Source organism: Streptomyces solicavernae (assembly GCF_029968095.1).
Lineage (GTDB): Bacteria > Actinomycetota > Actinomycetes > Streptomycetales > Streptomycetaceae > Streptomyces > Streptomyces solicavernae.
Map to the genome: position 1 here is coordinate 158,121 of NZ_JASCIR010000006.1, position 20,432 is coordinate 178,552.

Genomic DNA, 20,432 nt, shown 5'->3' on the forward strand with positions numbered 1-20,432 from the left:
CCAGGCCTAAGCGAATCAATTAACCGGACGCACATGTTCCGCACATTCGCACCGGTTATGGTGCTGGGCATGACTGAGTCGCACCCCACGATCACCAAGGCTGTCATCCCGGCAGCAGGCCTCGGCACGCGCTTCCTCCCGGCCACCAAGGCCACCCCGAAGGAGATGCTGCCGGTCGTCGACAAGCCGGCGATCCAGTACGTGGTCGAGGAGGCCGTGGCAGCCGGTCTGTCCGACGTCCTGATGGTCACGGGCCGCAACAAGCGCCCCCTTGAGGACCACTTCGACCGCAACTACGAGCTGGAAGAGGCCCTTGCCCGCAAGGGTGACCAGGGCCGCCTCGCCAAGGTCCAGGAGTCCAGCGACCTGGCGACCATGCACTACGTCCGCCAGGGCGACCCCAAGGGCCTCGGCCACGCGGTCCTCTGCGCCGCCCCGCACGTCGGCAGCGAACCCTTCGCGGTCCTCCTCGGCGACGACCTGATCGACGCCCGCGACCCGCTGCTCCAGCGCATGGTCGACATCCAGGCCCGCGAGGGCGGCAGCGTCATCGCGCTCATGGAGGTCGAGCCCTCCCAGATCCACCTCTACGGCTGCGCGGCCGCCGAGCCGACCGGCGAGGGCGATGTGGTCCAGGTCACCGGCCTCATCGAGAAGCCCGAACCCGCCGACGCCCCCAGCAACCTCGCGATCATCGGCCGGTACGTCCTCGACCCCGCCGTCTTCGACGTCCTCCGCAAGACCGAGCCCGGCCGCGGCGGCGAGATCCAGCTGACCGACGCGCTCCAGCAGCTGGCCGCGGACGAGAAGATCGGCGGCCCCGTGCACGGCGTCGTCTTCAAGGGCCGCCGCTATGACACCGGCGACCGCGGCGACTATCTGCGTGCCATTGTCAGACTCGCGTGCGAACGTGAAGACCTGGGCCCGGACTTCCGCGCCTGGCTTCGCAGTTACGTCGCAGAGGAGATGTAGCACCTTGAGCAGCAGCACGACGGCGGCCACCGGCCAGACCCCCCTCTGGTCGGTGTCCGAGCACCTTGAGGACATTCTCGACACGGTCCACCCCCTGGACCCCATCGAGCTGCAGCTCCTCGACGCCCAGGGCTGCGTCCTCGTCGAGGACATCACGGTGCCCGTCTCGCTGCCGCCCTTCGACAACAGCTCGATGGACGGCTACGCGGTCCGCACCGCCGATGTCGCCGGCGCCACCGAGGAGTTCCCCGCCGTCCTCGAAGTCATCGGCGACGTCGCCGCGGGCAGCGCAGGTTCCCTGGTCGTCGGCCCCGGCCAGGCCGCCCGCATCATGACCGGCGCCCCGCTGCCGCCCGGCGCCGAGGCCGTCGTCCCGGTGGAGTGGACCGACGGCGGCCTGGGCGAGGGCCCGGCCGGCACGATGACGCCGCACAGCCTGGCCCCCGAAGGCGCCGCCGGCGAGGTCCGCGTGCACCGCCCGGCCGCCGCGCGGGCCCACGTCCGCGCGCGCGGCAGTGACGTGAAGTCCGGCGAGCGCGCCCTCGCCGCCGGCACCGTCCTCGGCCCGCCGCAGATCTCCCTGCTCGCCGCGATCGGCCGCGGCACGGTCCGCGTACGCCCCCGCCCGCGCGTGGTCGTCATGTCCACCGGCAGCGAACTCACCCAGCCCGGCGAGGAGTTGACCGAGGGCCGGATCTACGACTCCAACAGCTTCGCCCTCACCGCCGCCGCGCGGGACGCCGGAGCCATCGCCTACCGCGTGGGCGCCGTCGCCGACGACGCCGAGACGCTCCGCGCCACCATCGAGGACCAGCTGATCCGCGCCGACCTCCTCGTCACCACGGGCGGCGTCTCCGTAGGGGCGTACGACGTCGTGAAGGAGGCGCTCCAGGGCGCCGGGGACTGGGAGGAGGGCAGCGATTCGGGCAGCGGCATCGAGTTCCGCAAGCTCGCCATGCAGCCCGGCAAGCCCCAGGGCTTCGGCTCCATCGGCCCCGACCACACCCCGCTGCTCGCCCTCCCCGGCAACCCGGTCAGCTCGTACGTCTCCTTCGAGCTGTTCGTCCGTCCCGCGATCCGCGCCCTGATGGGCCTCAAGGACGTCAGCCGCCCCACCGTCCGCGCCGCCCTAGACAGCCGCGAGCCGCTGACCTCCCCCTCCGGCAAGCGCCAGTTCCTGCGCGGGCGGTACGACGAGGAGCAGGGCACCGTCGCCCCCGTGGGTGGTTCCGGCTCCCACCTGATCGCGGCCCTGGCGCACGCGGACGCCCTGATCGTCGTCCCCGAGGACACCGCCGAGGCCGCCCCCGGCACCGAACTCGACGTGATCCTGCTCCGCTGAGCCCCGCCCGGTGCGGGTACCGTGGCTGCCCACACGAGGCCCACCACGGCCCGCCGGAGCCCTGACCGGGAGCGCACAGCAGATGAGTACGCAGGACCGACTGACGCACATCGACGAGGCGGGCGCCGCCCGGATGGTCGACGTATCGGACAAGGACGTCACCGCCCGCACCGCGCGCGCCGGCGGCCGCGTCCTGGTCTCCCCGCGCGTCGTCGAACTGCTCAGGGGCGAGGGCGTGCCCAAGGGCGACGCCCTCGCCACCGCCCGGATCGCCGGGATCATGGGTGCCAAGCGCACCCCCGACCTGATCCCGCTCTGCCACCCGCTCGCGGTCTCCGGAGTGAAGGTCGAACTCAGCGTCGCCGACGACGCGGTGGAGATCCTCGCCACCGTGAAGACCACCGACCGCACCGGCGTCGAGATGGAGGCACTGACCGCCGTCACCGTCGCCGCGCTCACCGTGATCGACATGGTCAAGGCGGTCGACAAGGGCGCCGTCATCACCGACGTCCGCGTCGAGGAGAAGACCGGCGGCAAGTCCGGAGACTGGAGCCGGGCATGAACGCCCAGCCGGGCACGGCGCCCCAGCCGGGCGCGAAGCCCCAGCCAGGCACGGCGCTCCAGCCGGGCACGAAGCCCCAGCCGCGCATGAGGGCCCTCGTCGTCACCGCCTCCAACCGCGCCTCCGCCGGGGTCTACCCGGACAAGGGCGGCCCGATCCTCGCCCAGGGCCTGCGCGGCCTCGGCTTCGAGGTCGAGGGGCCTCAGGTCGTGCCCGACGGCGACCCGGTCGAGCAGGCGCTGCGCGCGGCCGTCGACGCCGGTTACGACGTGGTGCTCACCACCGGCGGCACCGGCCTCTCGCCCACCGACCGCACCCCCGAGGCCACCCGCCGCGTCCTCGACCTCGACGTGCCCGGCATCGCCGAGGCCGTCCGCGCGTACGGCCGGGACAAGGTGCCCACGGCGGTCCTCTCCCGCGGCCTCGCCGGCCTCGCGGGCCACACCCTGATCGTGAACCTGCCGGGCTCCACCGGCGGCGTACGGGACGGGCTCGCCGTACTGGAACCGCTGCTCGTGCACGCCGTCGAGCAGATCCGCGGCGGCGACCACCCCAGACCCGACGCGGGCCACGGCACCGGAGCCCCCGGGAGCCCGAGCTGAACAGCCCTGCCTGGCCCGCGAGGCCGGCGGACGGCGATGTCGTCCTCCGCCCCATAAAGCTGCGCGACCAGCGCGCCTGGCGGGAGGTCAACCAGCGCAACCGCGACTGGCTGCGGCCCTGGGAAGCCACGATTCCGCCGCCCGGACCCGGCGGCCCGATCACGGCCCGGCCGACCTACCGGCAGATGGTGCGACACCTGCGCGCGGAGGCCCACGCGGGCCGGATGCTGCCCTTCGTGATCGAGTACCAGGGGCGTCTGGTGGGCCAGTTGACGGTCGCCGGGATCACCTGGGGCTCGATGTGCTCGGGCCATATCGGCTATTGGGTCGACCGCTCCGTGGCCGGGCGCGGCGTCATGCCGACGGCGGTCGCGCTCGTCGTCGACCACTGCTTCCGGACCGTCGGTCTGCACCGCGTCGAAGTCTGCATTCGGCCGGAGAACACCCCGAGCCGCCGGGTCGTGGAGAAACTCGGATTCCGTGAGGAAGGGCTGCGCCCGCGCTATCTCCACATCGACGGCGCCTGGCGGGACCACCTCGTGTTCGCGCTCACCGTGGAAGAGGTCCCGGAAGGGCTGCTCACCCGCTGGCACCAGCGGCGATCCGGAAACAACCCGAAGGACACACCGCGGAACACGACCTGACTCCGCGAAATAAAATGTGTGTTCGAAAAAGCGCGCGGATTGACCGCGAATATGCCTCCGGTGCCTCCGGATGTCCTGCTCGCGAAGCCTGCTGATCGCATCAGTCACAAAAAAAGTTCGAGATATCAGCCAGATCGTGCGACACACCGGCGGAATTGGCAGATGGCCTCAACGAAACCCCTCTACCGTGTGAGGCGTGAGCAGCAGCGGCCTCATCTACGCAGTCATTGTCGGGGCCTGGGCCGCCTACTTGGTGCCGATGTGGCTCCGTAGGCAGGACGAGCTCAACGAAGCCCGTCCGACGGAACGCTTCAGTACCGCCATCCGCCTGCTGTCCGGGCGGGCGGGAATGGAGCGTCGGTACGCCAAGGACCTGCGGGCGCGTACCGAAGGGGAAGAGCCCATGGCCGACCCGGACGCCGCGACGGAACCCCTCACGGGATCCGTCGACGTCCGGGCCTTCGCCGTGTCCGAGGACGGCGAGCAGCGCGGCGAACACGAGCAGCGCGGCGAACAAGAGCAGCGCGGCGAAAAGCCGAGAACGCGCGAGCAGCCCCGAGAACCCCGGCAGGAGCAGCGCCCCGCGCGCCCCGAGGTGGCCGCGGCCGCCGCGCGCGCCCGGCGCACCAAGGTGCTCGCGCGCCGTCGGCGCACCACGGTGGTGCTCTTCCTGGCGTTCACGCTCGGCTCGGTCGTCGCGGCCGTGGGCGGGCTCGCGTTCCTGTGGGCGCCCGGCGTCCCGGCGGTGCTGCTGAGCACGTACATCGTCTATCTGCGTGCGCAGGAGCGGCGCCGCTACACCTACGTGATGGACCGCCGCCGGGCCGAGGCCGCGGCGCGGCAGCTGCGGGAGCGGCGGCCCGCCGGGCGCAGGCCCGCGGCGGGCGAGAGCGCGGACGAGCAGGACGGTGACGGCCACGGCGCCGGCTCCGCCGACAGGCCCGGCCTCTCCGCGCTCGCCGCCGACCGCCGGGCCCTGGTCGAGCAGACCGACCACGCCGAATGGGTCGACCAGCAGCGCGAGCGGGACCGCGGTGCCGCCCGCGGCGACAGCTGGGAGCCCGTGCCGGTGCCGCTGCCGACGTACGTCACCGCCCCCGTCGCGCCCCGCGCCACCGGCAGCATCGACCTCAGCGCCCCCGACACCTGGAGCTCGGCGCGGTCCAGCGCGGCCGGACAGCCGCAGGAGCCTCAGGCCGAGGAGGCGGCGCAGCCGGCCGGGGAGGAGCCGCGCCGCGGACGCTCCGGAGGCGAGGGCCCCGCGCGCCGGGCCGCCGCACGGCGCAGCCGCGAGCGCGGACGCACGCCGCTCTTCGACCAGTACGAGGACGGCGACCGGCCGCGCGCGGCCAACGAGTGAGGGCCGGGTATCTGACCAGCGCGGGAGCCGCGCGGGGACGGATTTCCGAGCACCCTGATGAGGGTGCTAGAGTTTCACTCGTTGCAAGGGCCTGTGGCGCAGTCCGGTAGCGCACCTCGTTCGCATCGAGGGGGCCAGGGGTTCAAATCCCCTCAGGTCCACCGCAATTGAGAACCCCGTCGGATTCATCCGGCGGGGTTCTCGTCTTGCCGGGGCACTCCTCCACCCCGGACTCCGACTCGGGCGCCATATGCGGAGATTTGCCCGTATCAATACATTTGACCCATGTGTCGCCGATCTCCGTCCTTCCTCCGCACCGGTGGCGGGGTGCCCGGGGTGCCCGGGTTGCTGCCCGGCGTGCTGCTCGGCGTACTGCTGCTCGGCGGCTGCGGCGGGCCGAGCGGGTTGTACGTACAGGGGCCCGCGATCGAGCCGTCGCCGGTGAGCGGTCCGGTGTACGTCGCCGATGCGCTGGGGCAGCCGTTGCAGCGGCCCACCTCGGTGGGGCTCAGCGACTCCGTAGGTCTGTCCGGGCTGCGCTGGGGTGACTGGGGCGGGGCCAAGGCGACCGCGACCGGGCGGCTCAGCGGGGCCTGGTGCCAGCCGGGCTGCGGGCGGGAGCCGTACGAGGTGACGGTGACGCTCAGCGGCCTGGAGAAGCAGGAGCGGGTGGCGTACTACCGGCGGGCGACCGTCGTGCCCGCGCGGCCCGAGGAGTTGCCGCAGGCCGCGGAGAACGTGCAGCTGCAGGGCATCCGGCTCTCGGTGCCGGCGTTCTGAGCGGGCGGCGGCGGCACGGCATGGGACTGCGGACGAAGATCGGGCTCGCCATCGCGGGGACGGCGGCCCTGGTGTCCGTGGTGATCGGGCTGCTCGTGCACCACCGCACCGTCGACGACCAGTTCACGGCCGCCACCGGCACGATCGGGGACCGGCTGCACACCGCCGTGCAGGACCGCGCCGCCGGGGTCGACGTGGCCGGGACGCTGATCAACCCGCCGGACCTGCCGAAGCCGCTGGCGGACGCGGTGGCCGCCGGGCGGTGGGGGGTGTTCCTGGACACGGACCGGCGCGGGGAACAGTGGCTGTGGGCGGCGAGCGGGCGGGACGGCGACGTGATCGCGCTGCGCCGGCCGTACGACCGGGAGGCCGTCACCGTACGGGAGTTGGACCGGGTGCTCTGGCTGGCCGGGGGGACCGGGACGGCGTTGGCGTGTGCGATGGGCCTGGTCGTGGCGACGCGGCTCGGGCGGCGGCTGACCGCGTCGGCGGACACGGCGCAGCGGATCGCCGACGGGGATCTGACGGCACGCCTTCCGCTGCACGGCAAGGACGAGGTGACACGGCTCACCCGGGCCGTGAACACGATGGCGGACGCGCTCGCCGGACGGCTCACCGCCGAGCGTGAGGTGACCGCGAACATCGCGCATGAACTCCGTACGCCCGTGGCCGGGATGGTGACGGCGGCCGGTCTGCTGCCGCCGGGGCGGCCGTCGGAGCTGGTGCAGGACAGCGCGCGGCGGCTGCGGGAGCTGGTCGACGACGTGATCGAGGTGGCCCGCCTCGACGTCGCGTCCGAGCAGGCCGAGGCGGAGCTGTGCGGCCTCGGCGACCTGGTGCGCAAGGCGGCCGCCGCGGGCGCCGCAGGACAGGGCGGGGTGAGCGTCGACGTGGTGCGGGACGCGCGGGTCGAGACGGATCCGCGGCGGGTGGAGCGGATCGTCGCGAACCTGGTGAGCAACGCGCTGCGGCACGGGGCGGCGCCGGTGGCCGTCGAGGTCGAGGGCGGCGTCGTCCGCGTACGCGACCGTGGGCCCGGGTTTCCGGCGGAGGTCCTGGCGAGCGGGCCGCAGCGGTTCCGTACGGGCGCGGGGGAGCAGGGGCTCGGGCTCGGGCTGACCATCGCGTGGGGGCAGGCACGGGTGCTCGGGGCGCGGTTGCGGCTTGAGAACCCGGCGGGCGGCGGGGCGCTGGCCGTACTGGATCTGCGGGCCGCGCTCAGCGAGGAGTGAGCGGGGCCATCGGCGGGCTCACCGGCGGGCGGGCCCACGGCTGGACCCACAGGCGGGCCGCAGGGGGCTCACAGGCGGGCTCACCGGGGAATGGCCTGGCTCACAGCGGCTTGGCCATGCAGCGGCTCGGGTCGTGGTGGCGGTAGTGGCCGAACTTGGTGGCACAGAAGGCGTAGCCCTCGGAGGCGTAGAGGGCGAGGGCCTCGGGCTGTTCGATGCCCGTCTCCAGGACCATGCGGGTGCGGCCCGCGGCCCGGGCGTCGCCCTCCAGGCGGGCGAGGATGCGGCGGGCCAGGCCGCGGCCGCGGGCCTCTGGGATGACGTACATCCGCTTGATCTCGGCGTCGCCGTCCGCGTAGCCCTCGGGGTTGGCGTCCTGGGTGCGCCAGCCGCCGGTGGCGACGGGGCGGTCGTGCTCGTCGTACGCGAGGAGGTAGAGGCCGTGCGGTGGCCGGAACATCGACGGGGCGAGCGGGGTGGCGTCGCCCTCGTCCTCGCCGTAGCGGCGGATGTACTCCTGCAGTACCTCGTCGCTGAGTTTGATCGCGTCGGGGTGGTCGTACGGCGTCGGCCTGATCTCCATGCGTTCCAGTGTGCCGGTACCGTGTCGGGGTGCTGACTGTGACCACTGTGAACGTGAACGGGCTGCGTGCCGCCGCCAAGAAGGGCTTCGTGGAGTGGCTGGCCGCGACCGACGCCGACGCCGTGTGCCTGCAGGAGGTGCGGGCCGAGGAGGCGCAGCTGCCGGAGCCGGTGCGCGCGCCGGAGGGCTGGCACGTGGTGCACGCGCCCGCCGCGGCCAAGGGGCGCGCGGGCGTCTCGCTCTACACGCGGCGCGAGCCGGACCGGGTGCGGATCGGCTGGGGCTCGGCGGAGTTCGACGCCGCCGGGCGGTACGTCGAGGTGGATCTGCCGGGCGTGACGGTGGCGAGCCTGTACCTGCCCTCGGGTGAGGTCGGCACGGAGCGGCAGGACGAGAAGGAGCGGTTCATGGCCGAATTCCTCGTCCACCTGCGGGAGTTGAAGCAGAAGGCCGCCGCCGACGGGCGCGAGGTCGTGGTCTGCGGCGACTGGAACATCGCCCACCGCGAGGCGGACCTCAAGAACTGGAAGGGCAACAAGAAGAACGCCGGGTTCCTGCCCGAGGAGCGGGCCTGGCTGGACGAGGTCCTGGAGGACTACGTCGACGTCGTGCGCGAGCTGCACCCGGACGTCGAGGGACCGTACTCCTGGTGGTCGTACCGGGGGCGGGCTTTTGACAATGACACGGGCTGGCGGATCGACTGCCAGATGGCGACCCCGGGCCTCGCGGGCAAGGCGGTCAAGGCGTATGTGGAGCGGGCCGCCACGCATGCCGAGCGGTGGAGTGACCACGCGCCGGTGACGGTGGTCTACGGCCTGTAGGCCCTGCTGGGCGCCCCCGGTCTCAGGGCGCGCCGAGCCGGCGGTCCATGGCGAGGGAGAGTTCCGCCTCCACGACCGCCTTGGCGAGCGGGCGCAGCTTCCCGGGGTCGGACTCGGGGGCGTGGCTGTGCAGGATGTCCAGGAACAACTCGGCCATGGCGTCGGCGTGTTCGCGCACCCGGCGGCCGGCCGACAGGACCTCGGCGAGGGGCACGCCTTCGTGTACGAGGGCGGCCGAGACGTCGAGCAGGCGGCGGCTGATGTGCACGATCTCGTCGCCGTCGGTGCCGATGTAGCCGAGGTCGAGGGCCGCCTGGAGGTTCTCCGTGGTGACCTCGCCCTCGAAGTAGTCGGCCAGCTCCTCGGGGGTGAGGCGGACCGGGGTCTCCTCGGTGGGGGCGCCGGCCAGGCCGAGGATCTCGCCGACGTCGCGGCCCGACTCGAAGGCGTCGGTGAGGTCGGCGATGGCGTTGAGGGTGTGGCCGCGTTCCAGGAGTGCGGTGATCGTGCGCAGGCGGGCCAGGTGGTGCTCGTCGTACCAGGCGATGCGGCCCTCGCGGCGGGGCGGCGGGAGCAGCTTGCGCTCGCGGTAGAAGCGCAGGGTGCGCACGGTGATGCCGGCCTCGGCGGCCAGCTCGTTCATGCGGTACTCGCGGGTCTCCGGTTCTTCGGGCACGACTCGACCCTATGTCAGCGGCACCGTCCGACGGGATGCCGTACGGACCGGTGTACGGGGGCGGTGCAACGGACCGGTGTACGGGGCCGGTGTACGGACCGGTGTGCGGGGCCGGTGTACGGGCCGGTGTGCGAACAGGCGGGCGTACCGCCAGTAACTTCTTCCGTTCAACCCCTACCCATGAGTAAGGGGCTGCTCTAGTCTCCCCATTGCGCCAGTAATCACTGGCATAGTCGTGGAGTGCGGGAGGCGGCGGCATGGCCGAGCAGGAGGAGCGCGAGCACGTGCGGGTGGCGGTGATCGGGTCGGGGTTCGGCGGGCTCGGTGCCGCCGTCCGGCTGCGCCGCGAGGGCATCACCGATTTCGTCGTCCTGGAGCGGGCCGACTCCGTGGGCGGCACGTGGCGGGACAACAGCTATCCGGGGTGCGCCTGCGACGTGCCCTCGCACCTGTACTCCTTCTCCTTCGCGCCCAACCCCGACTGGCCGCGCGCCTTCTCCGGGCAGGAGCACATCCGGGCGTACCTGGAACACGTCACGGACGTCTTCCGGCTGCGGCCGCACATCCGCTTCAACTCCGAGGTGACGCAGCTGCGCTGGGACGCCGGCGAGCTGCGCTGGGAGATCGAGACGGTACGCGGACGCCTCACCGCCGACGTCGTCGTCTCGGCGGCCGGGCCGCTCTCCGACCCGAAGACGCCGGACATCCCCGGCCTCGACTCCTTCGACGGCAAGGTCTTCCACTCGGCCCGCTGGGACCACGACTACGACCTGCGCGGCAGGCGCGTCGCCATGATCGGCACCGGCGCCTCGGCCATCCAGATCGTGCCGGCCATCCAGCGCGAGGTCGGCCACCTCACCCTCTTCCAGCGCACCCCGCCCTGGGTCATGCCGCGGGCCGACCGGGCCATCAGCGGCGCCGAGCGCTGGCTGCACCGGCAGCTGCCGTTCACCACGCAGGCGCGGCGCGGCGTGCTCTGGGGCATCCGGGAACTCCAGGTGCAGGCGTTCACCAAGCGCCCGAACGAGCTGGGCCTGGTCGAGTCCCTGGCCAAGGCGAACATGCGGCGCGCGATCAAGGACCCGGCGCTGCGGGCCAAGCTGACGCCGGACTACCGCATCGGCTGCAAGCGCATCCTGCTGTCCAACACCTACTACCCGGCGCTCGCCCAGCCCAACGTGGACGTCGTCGCGAGCGGCCTCACCGAGGTGCGGGGCAACACCCTGGTCGCCGCCGACGGCACCGAGACCGAGGTCGACGCGATCATCTTCGGCACCGGGTTCCACGTCACGGACATGCCGATCGCGGAGCGCGTCATCGGCGCCGAGGGCATCCCGCTCGCCGAGCACTGGAAGGGCGGCGTGCAGTCGATGCGCGGCGCGGCCGTCGACGGCTTCCCCAACTTCCTGACCGTCATCGGCCCCAACACCGGGCTCGGCAACTCCTCGATGATCCTGATGATCGAGGCCCAGCTGAACTATCTCGCCGACTACATGCGGCAGTTGGACGTCCTCGGCGGCGAGGCGGCCCTCGACGCCAGGCCCGCCGCAGTCGCCGCCTGGAACGCGAAGGTCCAGGAGCGGATGAAGCGCACCGTGTGGAACACCGGCGGCTGCACCAGCTGGTACCTGGACGAGAACGGCGTCAACACCACCGTCTGGCCCGGCACCACCACCGAGTTCCGGGCCGCCACCAGGCGCGTGGACCTCGGCGAGTACGAGGTCGTCCGGGCGCCGAAGCCCGTGGAAGCCCCGGCGGGGAAGGCGAAGCCCGGCCGCAAGAAGAAGGCCGAGGCCGGAGCATGAGCCGACTGATGCACGTCGAGTACGGGCCCTACGCCCCGCCCGCCGCCGCCCGCGAGCTCACCGCGCTCTCCGCGGACGGCTCCCGTATCCACGTCGAGGTGCACGGCCCTCTCGACGACCCCGCCGCGCCCGCCGTCGTCCTCTCCCACGGCTGGACCTGCTCGACCGCCTTCTGGGCCGCGCAGATACGGGAGCTGGCCCGCGACCACCGCGTCATCGCGTACGACCAGCGCGGGCACGGGCGCAGTCCCGCCGTGCCCGACGGGTACAGCACCCGGGCGCTCGCCGACGACCTGGAGGCGGTGCTCTCCGCGACCCTCGCACCCGGCGAGCAGGCCGTGCTCGTGGGGCACTCCATGGGCGGCATGACACTGATGGCCGCCGCGGGCCGGGCGAAGCTGCGGGAGCACGCGGCCGCCGTACTGCTGTGCAGCACCGGTGGCTGGAACCTCCTCGACGAGGCGACGGTCGTCCCGATGCGCGCGGGCAAGGTGCGCAGGCGGCTGACGAAGTCCGTGCTCGGCTCGCGGGCCCCGCTCGGGCCGGTCACGCCCGTCGGCAAGAAGGTGCTGAAGTTCGCGACGATGGGTCCCGGCTCCGCGCCGGACAAGGTCGAGGCCTGCGCGCGGATCGTGCACGCCTGCCCGCGGCGGGTGCGGTACGGCTGGTCGCACGTCCTGGAGACGCTCGATGTGGCCGCCGAAGTACGGCAGTTGACCGTGCCGGCCGCCGTGCTCGTCGGCGCCGCGGACCGGCTCACGCCCGCCGTGCACTCCCGCACCCTGGCCGCCGTGCTGCCGAACTGCGTGGGCCTCACCGAGCTGGCGGGGCTCGGCCACATGACCCCGGTCGAGGCGCCGGAGGCGGTCACCGGGAAGATCCGTGAGCTGGTCGGTACGTACGTACGAAGCGAGAAGGTCAGGGAGGGCGCATGAGCAAGGTCAGCCTGGAGGGGCAGGTCGCCGTCGTCACCGGTGCGGCGCGCGGCGTGGGGGAGCTGCTCGCCCGCAAGCTGTCGGCGCGCGGGGCCAAGGTGGCGCTCGTCGGCCTGGAGCCGGACGAGCTGAAGCAGGTCTCGGCGCGGCTGCCCGGCGAGAGCGACCACTGGCACGCCGACGTCACCGACCACGAGTCGATGGCGCGGGTCGCGCAGGGGGTCAAGGAGCGGTTCGGGAAGGTCGACATCGTCGTCGCCAACGCCGGTGTGGCCAGCGGCGGCCCGTTCCTCGACTCCGACCCGGTGGCGTGGCGGCGGGTGATCGAGGTCAATCTGATCGGCTCGGCGGTGACCGGGCGGGCGTTCCTGCCGGTGCTGATGGAGTCGCGCGGCTATCTGCTGCAGATCGCCTCGCTCGCGGCGCTCACCCCGGCGCCGATGATGAGCGCGTACTGCGCGTCCAAGTCCGGCGTGGAGGCGTACGCGCACTCGCTGCGCGCCGAGGTCGGCTACAAGGGCGTGAAGGTCGGCGTCGGGTATCTGTCGTGGACCGACACGGACATGGTGCGCGGGGCGGACCAGAACGACGTGATGCGGGAGTTGCGGCAGCGGCTGCCGTGGCCGTCCAACAAGACGTACCCGCTCGGCCCGGCCGTCGACCGGATCGTGACGGGGATCGAGCGGCGCGCTCCGCATGTGTATGCGCAGTGGTGGTTGCGGGGGATGCAGTCCCTGCGGGGGTATCTGCCGGGGATGATCGGTGCCGTCGGGCAGCGGGAGATGCGGCGGTTCGAGCCGCGGCTCGGGCAGGTGGACAAGGGGCTGGTCGGGGCGGGGGGTGCGGCGGACGACGCTGCCCGTCGGGGCTGAGGGCGCCCCACAGCGGGCACAGCGGCCACCAAGCGGCGGCACCGCAGGTGCACGTACGACGAAAGTGCGCCCGTACTCGAAAGTACGGGCGCACTCTCACGTTCCTGTCGCGAGCGTCAGGACTCGTAGTCCTGGTCGAACCGGTCCTGCTGTTCCTGCGTCGTGCGCTCGCGTTCGTCGCGGAGGTCCGAGGTGCGCTCCGAGGCCTGCTCGCGGGTCTGCTGACCGCCCTGCTGCTGCTCCTGCTGCTGGCCGCGCTGCTGCTGCTCCTGCTGGCCGCGCTGTTGCTGCTCCTGCTGCTGCTCGTCCTGCGAGCCGCCCATCGCTTCCTTGGCCTTGTTGCGGAGCTCTTCGGACTTCTCGTTGAACTGGTCCTTCATGCCCATGTGTTTTCACTCCTGAGAGGTAGTGGGGTGGGGCGTGACCCAGCCTGGCACGGGGGAATGAAAGCCGCATTTCGACCCATGGCGCTGTGTGACCGGCCAGGTCACAGGCTCCTCGGCGGCAGCTTCGGCCGCCGCCGGTCCGGTACGTCGGAGTGGTCGGGCGGCGCCGCCGCCGGGTGCCGTTCCAGGAGGTCGAGCGCGAGCCTTACGGCGTCGTCGAGTTGGGCGTGCCGGCCCTCGGCCCAGTCGAGCGGGGTGCGCAGCACCTCCAGGTCCGGCTCGACGCCCTTGTTCTCGATGTCCCAGCCGTACGCGTCGAACCACGCGGCGTTCATCGGCACCGTGATGACCGTGCCGTCGCCGAGCCGGTGCCGTCCGGTCATGCCGACCACGCCGCCCCAGGTGCGCTGCCCGACCACCGGCCCGAGCCCGAGCAGCTTGAACGCGGCGGTGATCATGTCGCCGTCGGAGGAGGTCGCCTCGTCCGCGAGCGCAACGACCGGGCCGCGCGGGGCGTTTGAGGCGTACGAGACGGGCTGGGCGTTGCGGGTCAGGTCCCAGCCGAGGATCGTGCGGGTGAGTTTCTCGACCACCAGCTCGCTGATGTGGCCGCCCGCGTTGCCCCGTACGTCCACGATCAGGGCGGGCCGGGACATCTCCATGCGCAGGTCGCGGTTGAACTGGGCCCAGCCCGAGCCGCCCATGTCCGGGATGTGCAGATAGCCGCACTTGCCGTGGCTCAACTCCCGTACGACATCCCGGCGTTTGGCCACCCAGTCCTGGTAGCGCAGGGGGCGCTCGTCGACCAGCGGGACCACCGCCACGCGCCGGGCGTGCCCCTCGCCCTCGGCCGGAACGAAGGTCAGCTCGACCGTCGTACCGCCCGCGCCCGCGAGCAGCGGGTAGGGGCCGGTCACCGGGTCCACCGGCCGGCCGTCGACATGCGTGAGCACCGCGCCCTCGCGGATGCCGGCGCCGGCGAGCGGCGAGCGGGCCTTGGAGTCGGAGGACTCGCCGGGCAGGATGCGCTTGACCAGCCAACTCCCGTCCCGGCAGACCAGGTTGGCGCCGAGCAGGCCCTGGGCGCGCTGGTAGTGCGGCGGGCCCTCGTTCCGCCGCGCGGGCGAGACGTACGCGTGCGACGTGCCCAGCTCGCCGAGGACTTCGCGGAGCAGGTCGGCGAACTCGTCGGGGGACGCGACCCGTTCGACGAGCGGGCGGTACTGGTCGAGCACCGCGTCCCAGTCGACGCCGCACATGCCGGGGTCCCAGAAGTAGGCGCGGATGATCCGGCCCGCCTCAGCGTACGACTGGCGCCACTGGGCCGGCGGGTCGACCTCGTGCAGGATGCGACGCAGGTCGATCCAGACCGTGGAGTCGCCGTCGCCGGGCTCGGTGGCGGGCACGGCGCGCAGCTCGCCCTCGTCCAGGACGACGAGGCGGCTGCCGTCGCCGCTGACCGCGAACATGTCGAGGTGGTCGACGAGTTCGGTCCTGCGGGCCTTGGCGATGTTGAAGTGCTCCAGGCTGGGCCGGCCCGAGGTGTCGGTCGGGTTGGCGAAGGTCTCGCCGAGCGCGCCGGAGATCGGCCAGCGCATCCAGACCAGGCCGCCGCCGCTCACCGGCTGCAGCGCGGAGTACTTGGACGCGGCCACCGGGAACGGCGTGACCCGGTTCTCCAGGCCCTCGGTCTCCACGGTGACGGTGGTGCTGTCGCCCGCGCTCTCGTCCGGATCGAGCCCGCCCGCCGCGGGCCGCCCGTGCGGCGAGAGCGCGAACGGCGAGGGCGTCGCCGAGGACAGCGGTACGAGATAGGGGCGGCAGCCGAGCGGGAAGGAGAGGTCGCCGGTGTGCACGTCGTACACCGGGTCGAAGCCGCGCCAGGACAGGAACGCCAGATAGCGGCCGTCCCGTGTGAACACCGGATTCTCGTCCTCGAAGCGGCCGTTGGTGACGTCGACGATCGTGCGGTCCTTGATCCGGGCCAGCTTGATCTGGCGCAGGGACCGGCCGATCCCGGGGTGCGACCAGGCCAGCCAGGCGCCGTCCGGCGAGAACGCGAGGTCGCGCACGGGCCCGTTGATCGACTGGATCAGCTCGGTCACCTCGCCTCCCCCGGACTCCGTCCGGGAGGTGCCCCCGGGCTCCTCGGCCCCCGCGGCGTCAGCCGCGTCCTCGGACACGGTGAGGAGCAGCAGCCGCCCGTCGTTGGAGGCGATGGCGAGGCGTTCCCCGTCCGGGTCGGCGACCATCTCCTGCACGATGCCGAGTTCGCCGGAGGCGAGGCGGCGCGGCTCCCGGTCGCCGCTGGCCCGCGGCAGGTAGGCGATCTCGACCGCGTCCGCGCCGTCCGCGTCGGTGATGTACGCGACCTGGCCGCCCGAGCCGGTCATCTCCGGCAGCCGGACCCGTACGCCCGGGGTGTCCGTGATGGTGCGGGCCGGGCCGTCGCGGTGGGTGAGCCAGTACAGGCTGCCGCGGACGACGACCGCGCTGGCCCGGCCCGTCTCGTCCACGGCGAGCGCGTCCAGGTTGCTGGCGGCCGGGACCTGGTAGACGCGGCGGCCCGCGCGGGGACCGCCGAGGCGGACGTCGAGCCTGCGGGGCTCGGAGTCGGGGGTCAGCTGGTCCACGATCCACAGCTCGCCCGCGCACTGGTAGACGACCCGCTCGCCGTCGCTGGAGGCGTGCCGGGCGTAGAAGCTGTCGTGGTCGGTGTGGCGGCGCAGGTCGGAGCCGTCGGGGCGGCAGGAGTAGAGGTTGCCGATGCCCTCGTGGTCGGAGAGGAAGGCGATCCGGCCGCCCACGAACATCGGGCTGGAGAAGTGCCCCCTCAGGTCCGGCAGCAGCCGCTCGCCGTGCAGCCAGAGCCGTCCGGTGGCGCCGCCGCGGTACCGCTTCCAGGCGGCCGGCTCGTGCGGGGGCCGCCCGGTGAGCAGCAGGGTGCGGCGCTCCCCGTCGAGCTCGCCGACGGCGATGTCGTCGACCGGGCCCCAGGGCAGCTTGCCGCCGGGGGAGCCGTCGGGGTGCACCGAGTAGGCCCAGGTGAAGTACGAGAAGGGCTGGCCGTGCGAGGCGACGGCGAGGACGTCGCCGTCGGGCGACCAGCCGCACACCTTGGTGTCGGTGTTGCCCCAGTAGGTGAGCCGGGTGGCGGGGCCGCCGGCGACCGGGACGACATGGATCTCCGGGTCGAGGCTGCGCCAGGTCGTGAACGCGATCCGGGTGCCGTCGGGGGAGAAGCGGGGATGGCCGACCCGGGTGCGGTCCACGGTCAGCCGCCAGGCCCGTTCGGGGACCGCTCCCTCCTCGGCGATGGGCGCCACCCAGAGATCGTCCTCGGCGGCGAAGCAGAGGGCGGTGCCGTGCAGATGCGGAAAGCGGAGGTATGCGGCGTCTCTCACGTCACCATGCTTTTCCCGTACGAAGGGGGCGGCAACCTGAGACTCGGCACCCGGCGCGGTTCATTGGTGAGCCCCGGCCTCACAGGGGGCCTTCGGGAGGCGCTCCCTATCGGGTGGCGGTGGTGGCGGTGGTGGCGGTGGCGGTGGTGGCGGTGACCGCGTACGTCCGGCGCAGGAAGCGCATCAGGGCGACGCAGTCGAACTGCAGCACCGTCACCCCGCCCTCGGCGTGGAACTCGATCACGGCCTGGACCCGGCCGCACGGCCAGACCTGGACGGCGCCGCTGCCGGCCGGCGTGCGCAGGCCCTTCTCCAGGAGCGCGCGCGGCAGGTCCCACTCCGCCTGGCCCGGCGAACCCGGCAGCGCGATGTGGATGCTCGGGCTCTGCGCCGAGGGGTCGTACCGCAGGGCGACACGGATCGCGCGGTGACCGTCCGGGGCGTCGGTGACGAGGTGGGCCCGGGCGTGCTGCTCGACCACGGCGGACATCGCTGCTCCTTCGGCTCACGGCACCCGAACGAACGCCGTATTTGCTGCGTTACATGCCTAATGTCCCATATTTTTCGGTGGTTGCTCCAGGGGGTCCGGGCGTCGCGCCGGTCACATCGCGCCGAGCGCGGGGGTCTTGCTGACCTCTTGGAGCTTTTGCAACCCCTTTGCAGGAAGGCCCCTATCATCGGACGGTCGAACGGCCGGGACCCGCGGGTGTCCGGCCGAGCAGCCCACCGGTCAGCAGCGGAGTCGCCATGCATGTCCCCGACGGATTCATCGACGCCCCCGCCTCCGCGGTAGCCGGAGTCGTCGCGGCGGGCGCCGTCGCCGTGTCCCTCAAGGGCGCGCGCAAGGAGCTCGACGAGCGCACCGCGCCGCTCGCCGGGCTCGTCGCCGCCTTCGTGTTCGCCGTGCAGATGCTCAACTTCCCGGTCGCCGCGGGCACCAGCGGCCATCTCCTCGGCGGTGCGCTCGCCGCGATCCTCGTCGGCCCGTACACCGGAGTGCTCTGCATATCCGTGGTGCTGCTCATGCAGGGCGTGCTCTTCGCCGACGGCGGGCTCACCGCGCTCGGCGTGAACATCACCACCATGGGCGTCGTCACCGTCCTCGTCGCCTCCTTCGCCTTCCGCGGACTGCTCGCCGTGCTGCCGCGCCGCCGCGGCTCGGTCACCGTCGCGGCCTTCGTCGCCGCCCTGCTCTCCGTGCCCGCAGCCGCGGCCTTCTTCACCCTGGTGTACGCGGTCGGCGGCACCACCGACGTCCCCGCCGGCACCGTCCTCACCGCGATGGTCGGCGTGCACGTCCTCATCGGGATCGGCGAGGCCGTCATCACCACGGCCACCGTCGGCGCGGTCATCGCCGTACGCCCCGACCTCGTGCACGGCGCGCGCGGACTGACCGCCCCGCTGAAGCTGCGCGTCGGCGGCGAACTCGTCGACGCCGCCCCGGCGACCCCCGCGCCCGCGCCGCGCTCACCCCGCAAGGTGTGGATCGCCGGGCTCGTCACCTCCCTGCTGCTCGCGGGCTTCGTCAGCTTCTACGCCTCCGCGAGCCCCGACGGCCTGGAGAAGGTCGCCGCCGACCAGGGCATCGACCGGAAGGTCGAGGAGCACGCCGCGAAGGACTCCCCGCTCGCCGACTACGGCGTCCAGGACATCGCGAACGCCCGGCTCTCCGGCGGCCTCGCGGGCGTGATCGGCGTGGCCGCGACGATCGTGGTGGGCACCGGCGTCTTCTGGACGGTGCGCCGCCGCCGTACGGAAGCGGCCGGTCGTACGGAAGCGACTGGTCGTACGGAAGCGACTGGTCGTACGGAAGCGACTGGTCGTACGGAAGCCGCAGCGCGCACGGAGTCCTCAGCGCGCACCGAGTCCTCAGCGCGCACCGAGTCCGCGGCGCGCACGGACGAGACGGGCTGACGTGGGATCGGGTCACGCGCATCGGCTCTACCGGCACGCGGACAGCCCCGTGCACGCGCTGCCGCCGCACTGCAAGCTCGCCGCCGTCCTCGCCTTCGTCGTGGTCGTCGTGTCCACGCCGCGCGAGGCCGTCTGGGCCTTCGCCGGGTACGCGCTGCTGCTCGCGGCCGTCGCCCGCGCCGCCCGCGTGCCCGGCCGGTTCCTGCTGCGGAGGCTCGTCATCGAGGTGCCGTTCGTGGCGTTCGCCCTGCTCATGCCGTTCGTCTCGCAGGGCGAGCGAGTGCAGGTCCTTGGCCTCTCGCTGAGCGTCTCCGGACTCTGGGGCGCCTGGAACGTCCTCGCCAAGGGCACCCTCGGCGTCGCCGCCTCCGTCCTGCTCGCCGCCTCCACCGAACTGCGCGCACTCCTCCTCGGCCTGCAGCGCCTCAAGCTGCCCCCGCTGCTCGTCCAGATCGCCGCCTTCATGATCCGGTACGGGGACGTCGTCACCGACGAGCTGCGGCGCATGCGGATCGCCCGCGAGTCCCGCGGCTTCGAGGCGCGCGGCGTCCGCCACTGGGGCGTCCTTGCCAAGTCGGCGGGCGCCCTGTTCATCCGCTCCTACGAACGCGGCGAACGCGTCCACCTCGCCATGGTCAGCCGCGGCTACGCCGGGACCATGCCGGTCATCGACGTGGCCACGGCGACCCGCGCCCAGTGGGCGTACGCCCTCGCGCTGCCCTGTGCGGCGCTCCTGATCTGCCTGTTGGGATGGTTCCTGTGACAGTTTCCACCTCTGCCGCTCCGCCGCCTTCGCTTGAGGTCTCCGGCCTCGCCTACGCCTACCCCGACGGCCACCAGGCCCTGTTCGGCGTCGACCTCACCGTGCGGCGGGGCGAGCGGGTCGCCCTGCTCGGGCCGAACGGCGCCGGCAAGACGACGCTCGTCCTGCACCTCAACGGCATCCTCACCGCCGGCGCGGGCAGTGTGCGGGTCGCCGGGCTGCCCGTCGCCCGGGACCACCTCGCCGAGATCAGGCGGAACGTCGGCATCGTCTTCCAGGACCCGGACGACCAGCTCTTCATGCCGACGGTGCGCGAGGACGTGGCGTTCGGCCCGGCCGCGGCGGGGGTGCGCGGGGCGGAGCTCGAAGCCTCGGTGCAGCGCGCCCTCGACCGGGTCGGCATGGCCGCATACGCGGACCGGCCGCCGCACCACCTGTCCTTCGGCCAGCGCCGACGGGTGGCGGTGGCGACGGTGCTCGCGATGGAGCCGGAGATCCTGGTCCTGGACGAGCCGTCCTCCAACCTCGACCCGGCCTCGCGGCGCGAACTTGCCGAGATCCTGCGGTCGTTGGGCGTGACCGTGCTGATGGTCACGCACGACCTGCCGTACGCGATGGAGCTGTGCGAGCGGGCGCTGGTCCTCAGCGACGGCGTGATCGCCGCGGACGGGCCCACCGCCGAGCTGCTCGCCGACCCGGAGCTGATGCGCGCCCACCGACTGGAGCTGCCGTACGGCTTCCACCCCGCCCCGCCGGTTCGCTGACCCGGCACTGGCACC

The 20,432-nt window shown here is 72.8% G+C and carries 20 protein-coding genes and 1 tRNA gene; 16 read left to right on the top strand and 5 right to left on the bottom strand.

Going from position 1 to position 20,432, the window contains the following annotated elements:
* The first annotated feature begins 69 nt into the window (after positions 1–69).
* The 9 genes from galU to QIS99_RS10270 all read left to right on the top strand — a co-directional run bounded on the left by galU (position 70) and on the right by QIS99_RS10270 (position 7,494).
* Positions 70–972: a UTP--glucose-1-phosphate uridylyltransferase GalU gene (galU, locus tag QIS99_RS10230; protein WP_282512601.1), complete on the top strand. Its 903-nt coding sequence runs from the start codon at positions 70–72 to the stop codon at positions 970–972.
* A 4-nt stretch (positions 973–976) separates the two neighbouring features.
* Entirely contained in the window at positions 977–2,314 is a 1,338-nt protein-coding gene (glp, locus tag QIS99_RS10235) for a molybdotransferase-like divisome protein Glp (RefSeq protein ID WP_282512602.1), read from the top strand.
* 82 nt (positions 2,315–2,396) lie between these two features.
* Positions 2,397–2,876 (top strand): cyclic pyranopterin monophosphate synthase MoaC, encoded by a 480-nt coding sequence (gene moaC / locus QIS99_RS10240; RefSeq protein WP_282512603.1) that lies wholly within the window; start codon positions 2,397–2,399, stop codon positions 2,874–2,876.
* Between the two features lie 86 nt (positions 2,877–2,962).
* Positions 2,963–3,478 (top strand): MogA/MoaB family molybdenum cofactor biosynthesis protein, encoded by a 516-nt coding sequence (locus QIS99_RS10245; RefSeq protein ID WP_282512777.1) that lies wholly within the window; start codon positions 2,963–2,965, stop codon positions 3,476–3,478.
* Positions 3,475–4,122, top strand: a complete 648-nt coding sequence (locus tag QIS99_RS10250; RefSeq protein ID WP_282512778.1) for a GNAT family N-acetyltransferase — start codon at positions 3,475–3,477, stop codon at positions 4,120–4,122. The genes QIS99_RS10245 and QIS99_RS10250 overlap by 4 nt, the downstream gene beginning before the upstream one ends.
* 196 nt (positions 4,123–4,318) lie before the next feature.
* Positions 4,319–5,482 (top strand): divisome protein SepX/GlpR, encoded by a 1,164-nt coding sequence (gene sepX, locus QIS99_RS10255; RefSeq protein WP_282512604.1) that lies wholly within the window; start codon positions 4,319–4,321, stop codon positions 5,480–5,482.
* An 87-nt stretch (positions 5,483–5,569) separates the two neighbouring features.
* Positions 5,570–5,643: transfer RNA gene (locus tag QIS99_RS10260), tRNA-Ala, on the top strand.
* Between the two features lie 124 nt (positions 5,644–5,767).
* Positions 5,768–6,262: a hypothetical protein gene (locus QIS99_RS10265; protein WP_282512605.1), complete on the top strand. Its 495-nt coding sequence runs from the start codon at positions 5,768–5,770 to the stop codon at positions 6,260–6,262.
* 20 nt (positions 6,263–6,282) lie between these two features.
* A complete protein-coding gene (locus QIS99_RS10270; protein WP_282512607.1) occupies positions 6,283–7,494 on the top strand; it encodes a sensor histidine kinase in 1,212 nt (403 codons plus the stop codon).
* 100 nt (positions 7,495–7,594) lie between these two features.
* Here the strand turns inward: QIS99_RS10270 and QIS99_RS10275 are convergent, their stop codons facing one another.
* Positions 7,595–8,077: a GNAT family N-acetyltransferase gene (locus QIS99_RS10275; RefSeq protein WP_282512609.1), complete on the bottom strand. Its 483-nt coding sequence runs from the start codon at positions 8,075–8,077 to the stop codon at positions 7,595–7,597.
* Between the two features lie 8 nt (positions 8,078–8,085).
* Here QIS99_RS10275 and QIS99_RS10280 point away from each other — a divergent pair, with 8 nt between their 5' ends.
* A complete protein-coding gene (locus tag QIS99_RS10280) occupies positions 8,086–8,898 on the top strand; it encodes an exodeoxyribonuclease III (RefSeq protein ID WP_282512611.1) in 813 nt (270 codons plus the stop codon).
* Positions 8,899–8,920: 22 nt separating this feature from the next.
* Here the strand turns inward: QIS99_RS10280 and QIS99_RS10285 are convergent, their stop codons facing one another.
* The gene (locus QIS99_RS10285) at positions 8,921–9,541 is read right to left on the bottom strand and encodes a MerR family transcriptional regulator (RefSeq protein ID WP_282512779.1); all 621 of its coding nucleotides are present in this window, start codon (positions 9,539–9,541) and stop codon (positions 8,921–8,923) included.
* Positions 9,542–9,831: 290 nt separating this feature from the next.
* On the opposite strand from QIS99_RS10285, the gene QIS99_RS10290 reads away from it, so the two are divergent.
* The 3 genes from QIS99_RS10290 to QIS99_RS10300 are packed head-to-tail and all read left to right on the top strand — an operon-like array spanning position 9,832 to position 13,186.
* The gene (locus tag QIS99_RS10290) at positions 9,832–11,379 is read left to right on the top strand and encodes a flavin-containing monooxygenase (protein ID WP_282512613.1); all 1,548 of its coding nucleotides are present in this window, start codon (positions 9,832–9,834) and stop codon (positions 11,377–11,379) included.
* Complete coding sequence (locus tag QIS99_RS10295; RefSeq protein WP_282512615.1) at positions 11,376–12,314, top strand: alpha/beta fold hydrolase; 939 nt, start codon at positions 11,376–11,378, stop codon at positions 12,312–12,314. The genes QIS99_RS10290 and QIS99_RS10295 overlap by 4 nt, the downstream gene beginning before the upstream one ends.
* Entirely contained in the window at positions 12,311–13,186 is an 876-nt protein-coding gene (locus tag QIS99_RS10300; RefSeq protein WP_282512617.1) for an SDR family oxidoreductase, read from the top strand. The genes QIS99_RS10295 and QIS99_RS10300 overlap by 4 nt, the downstream gene beginning before the upstream one ends.
* Before the next feature lie 116 nt (positions 13,187–13,302).
* Here QIS99_RS10300 and QIS99_RS10305 read toward each other — a convergent pair whose 3' ends face one another.
* From QIS99_RS10305 to QIS99_RS10315, 3 genes are all read right to left on the bottom strand, one after another.
* On the bottom strand, positions 13,303–13,572 hold the full coding sequence (locus QIS99_RS10305) for a hypothetical protein (protein WP_282512619.1): 270 nt from the start codon (positions 13,570–13,572) through the stop codon (positions 13,303–13,305).
* Between the two features lie 101 nt (positions 13,573–13,673).
* Positions 13,674–16,976, bottom strand: a complete 3,303-nt coding sequence (locus QIS99_RS10310; protein WP_282512621.1) for a S41 family peptidase — start codon at positions 16,974–16,976, stop codon at positions 13,674–13,676.
* A gap of 106 nt (positions 16,977–17,082) precedes the next feature.
* Positions 17,083–17,466 carry an SsgA family sporulation/cell division regulator gene (locus QIS99_RS10315; protein WP_282512623.1) on the bottom strand — a complete coding sequence of 128 codons (384 nt, stop codon included), beginning with the start codon at positions 17,464–17,466 and terminating at the stop codon, positions 17,083–17,085.
* Between the two features lie 257 nt (positions 17,467–17,723).
* Here QIS99_RS10315 and QIS99_RS10320 point away from each other — a divergent pair, with 257 nt between their 5' ends.
* The 3 genes from QIS99_RS10320 to QIS99_RS10330 are packed head-to-tail and all read left to right on the top strand — an operon-like array spanning position 17,724 to position 20,417.
* Entirely contained in the window at positions 17,724–18,890 is a 1,167-nt protein-coding gene (locus QIS99_RS10320; RefSeq protein ID WP_282512625.1) for an energy-coupling factor ABC transporter permease, read from the top strand.
* A 1-nt stretch (position 18,891) separates the two neighbouring features.
* Positions 18,892–19,653: a cobalt ECF transporter T component CbiQ gene (gene cbiQ, locus QIS99_RS10325; protein WP_282512627.1), complete on the top strand. Its 762-nt coding sequence runs from the start codon at positions 18,892–18,894 to the stop codon at positions 19,651–19,653.
* Entirely contained in the window at positions 19,641–20,417 is a 777-nt protein-coding gene (locus tag QIS99_RS10330) for an energy-coupling factor ABC transporter ATP-binding protein (protein WP_282512629.1), read from the top strand. The genes cbiQ and QIS99_RS10330 overlap by 13 nt, the downstream gene beginning before the upstream one ends.
* The last annotated feature ends 15 nt before the right edge of the window (positions 20,418–20,432 follow it).

Coding starts and splice junctions, on each gene's coding strand:
- galU (WP_282512601.1), top strand. CDS start 70: ATGACTGAGTCGCACCCCACGATCACCAAGGCTGTCATCCCGGCAGCA.
- moaC (WP_282512603.1), top strand. CDS start 2,397: ATGAGTACGCAGGACCGACTGACGCACATCGACGAGGCGGGCGCCGCC.
- QIS99_RS10245 (WP_282512777.1), top strand. CDS start 2,963: ATGAGGGCCCTCGTCGTCACCGCCTCCAACCGCGCCTCCGCCGGGGTC.
- QIS99_RS10265 (WP_282512605.1), top strand. CDS start 5,768: ATGTGTCGCCGATCTCCGTCCTTCCTCCGCACCGGTGGCGGGGTGCCC.
- QIS99_RS10270 (WP_282512607.1), top strand. CDS start 6,283: ATGGGACTGCGGACGAAGATCGGGCTCGCCATCGCGGGGACGGCGGCC.
- QIS99_RS10275 (WP_282512609.1), bottom strand. CDS start 8,077: ATGGAGATCAGGCCGACGCCGTACGACCACCCCGACGCGATCAAACTC.
- QIS99_RS10285 (WP_282512779.1), bottom strand. CDS start 9,541: ATGAACGAGCTGGCCGCCGAGGCCGGCATCACCGTGCGCACCCTGCGC.
- QIS99_RS10290 (WP_282512613.1), top strand. CDS start 9,832: ATGGCCGAGCAGGAGGAGCGCGAGCACGTGCGGGTGGCGGTGATCGGG.
- QIS99_RS10295 (WP_282512615.1), top strand. CDS start 11,376: ATGAGCCGACTGATGCACGTCGAGTACGGGCCCTACGCCCCGCCCGCC.
- QIS99_RS10300 (WP_282512617.1), top strand. CDS start 12,311: ATGAGCAAGGTCAGCCTGGAGGGGCAGGTCGCCGTCGTCACCGGTGCG.
- QIS99_RS10305 (WP_282512619.1), bottom strand. CDS start 13,572: ATGGGCATGAAGGACCAGTTCAACGAGAAGTCCGAAGAGCTCCGCAAC.
- QIS99_RS10315 (WP_282512623.1), bottom strand. CDS start 17,466: ATGTCCGCCGTGGTCGAGCAGCACGCCCGGGCCCACCTCGTCACCGAC.
- QIS99_RS10320 (WP_282512625.1), top strand. CDS start 17,724: ATGCATGTCCCCGACGGATTCATCGACGCCCCCGCCTCCGCGGTAGCC.
- QIS99_RS10330 (WP_282512629.1), top strand. CDS start 19,641: ATGGTTCCTGTGACAGTTTCCACCTCTGCCGCTCCGCCGCCTTCGCTT.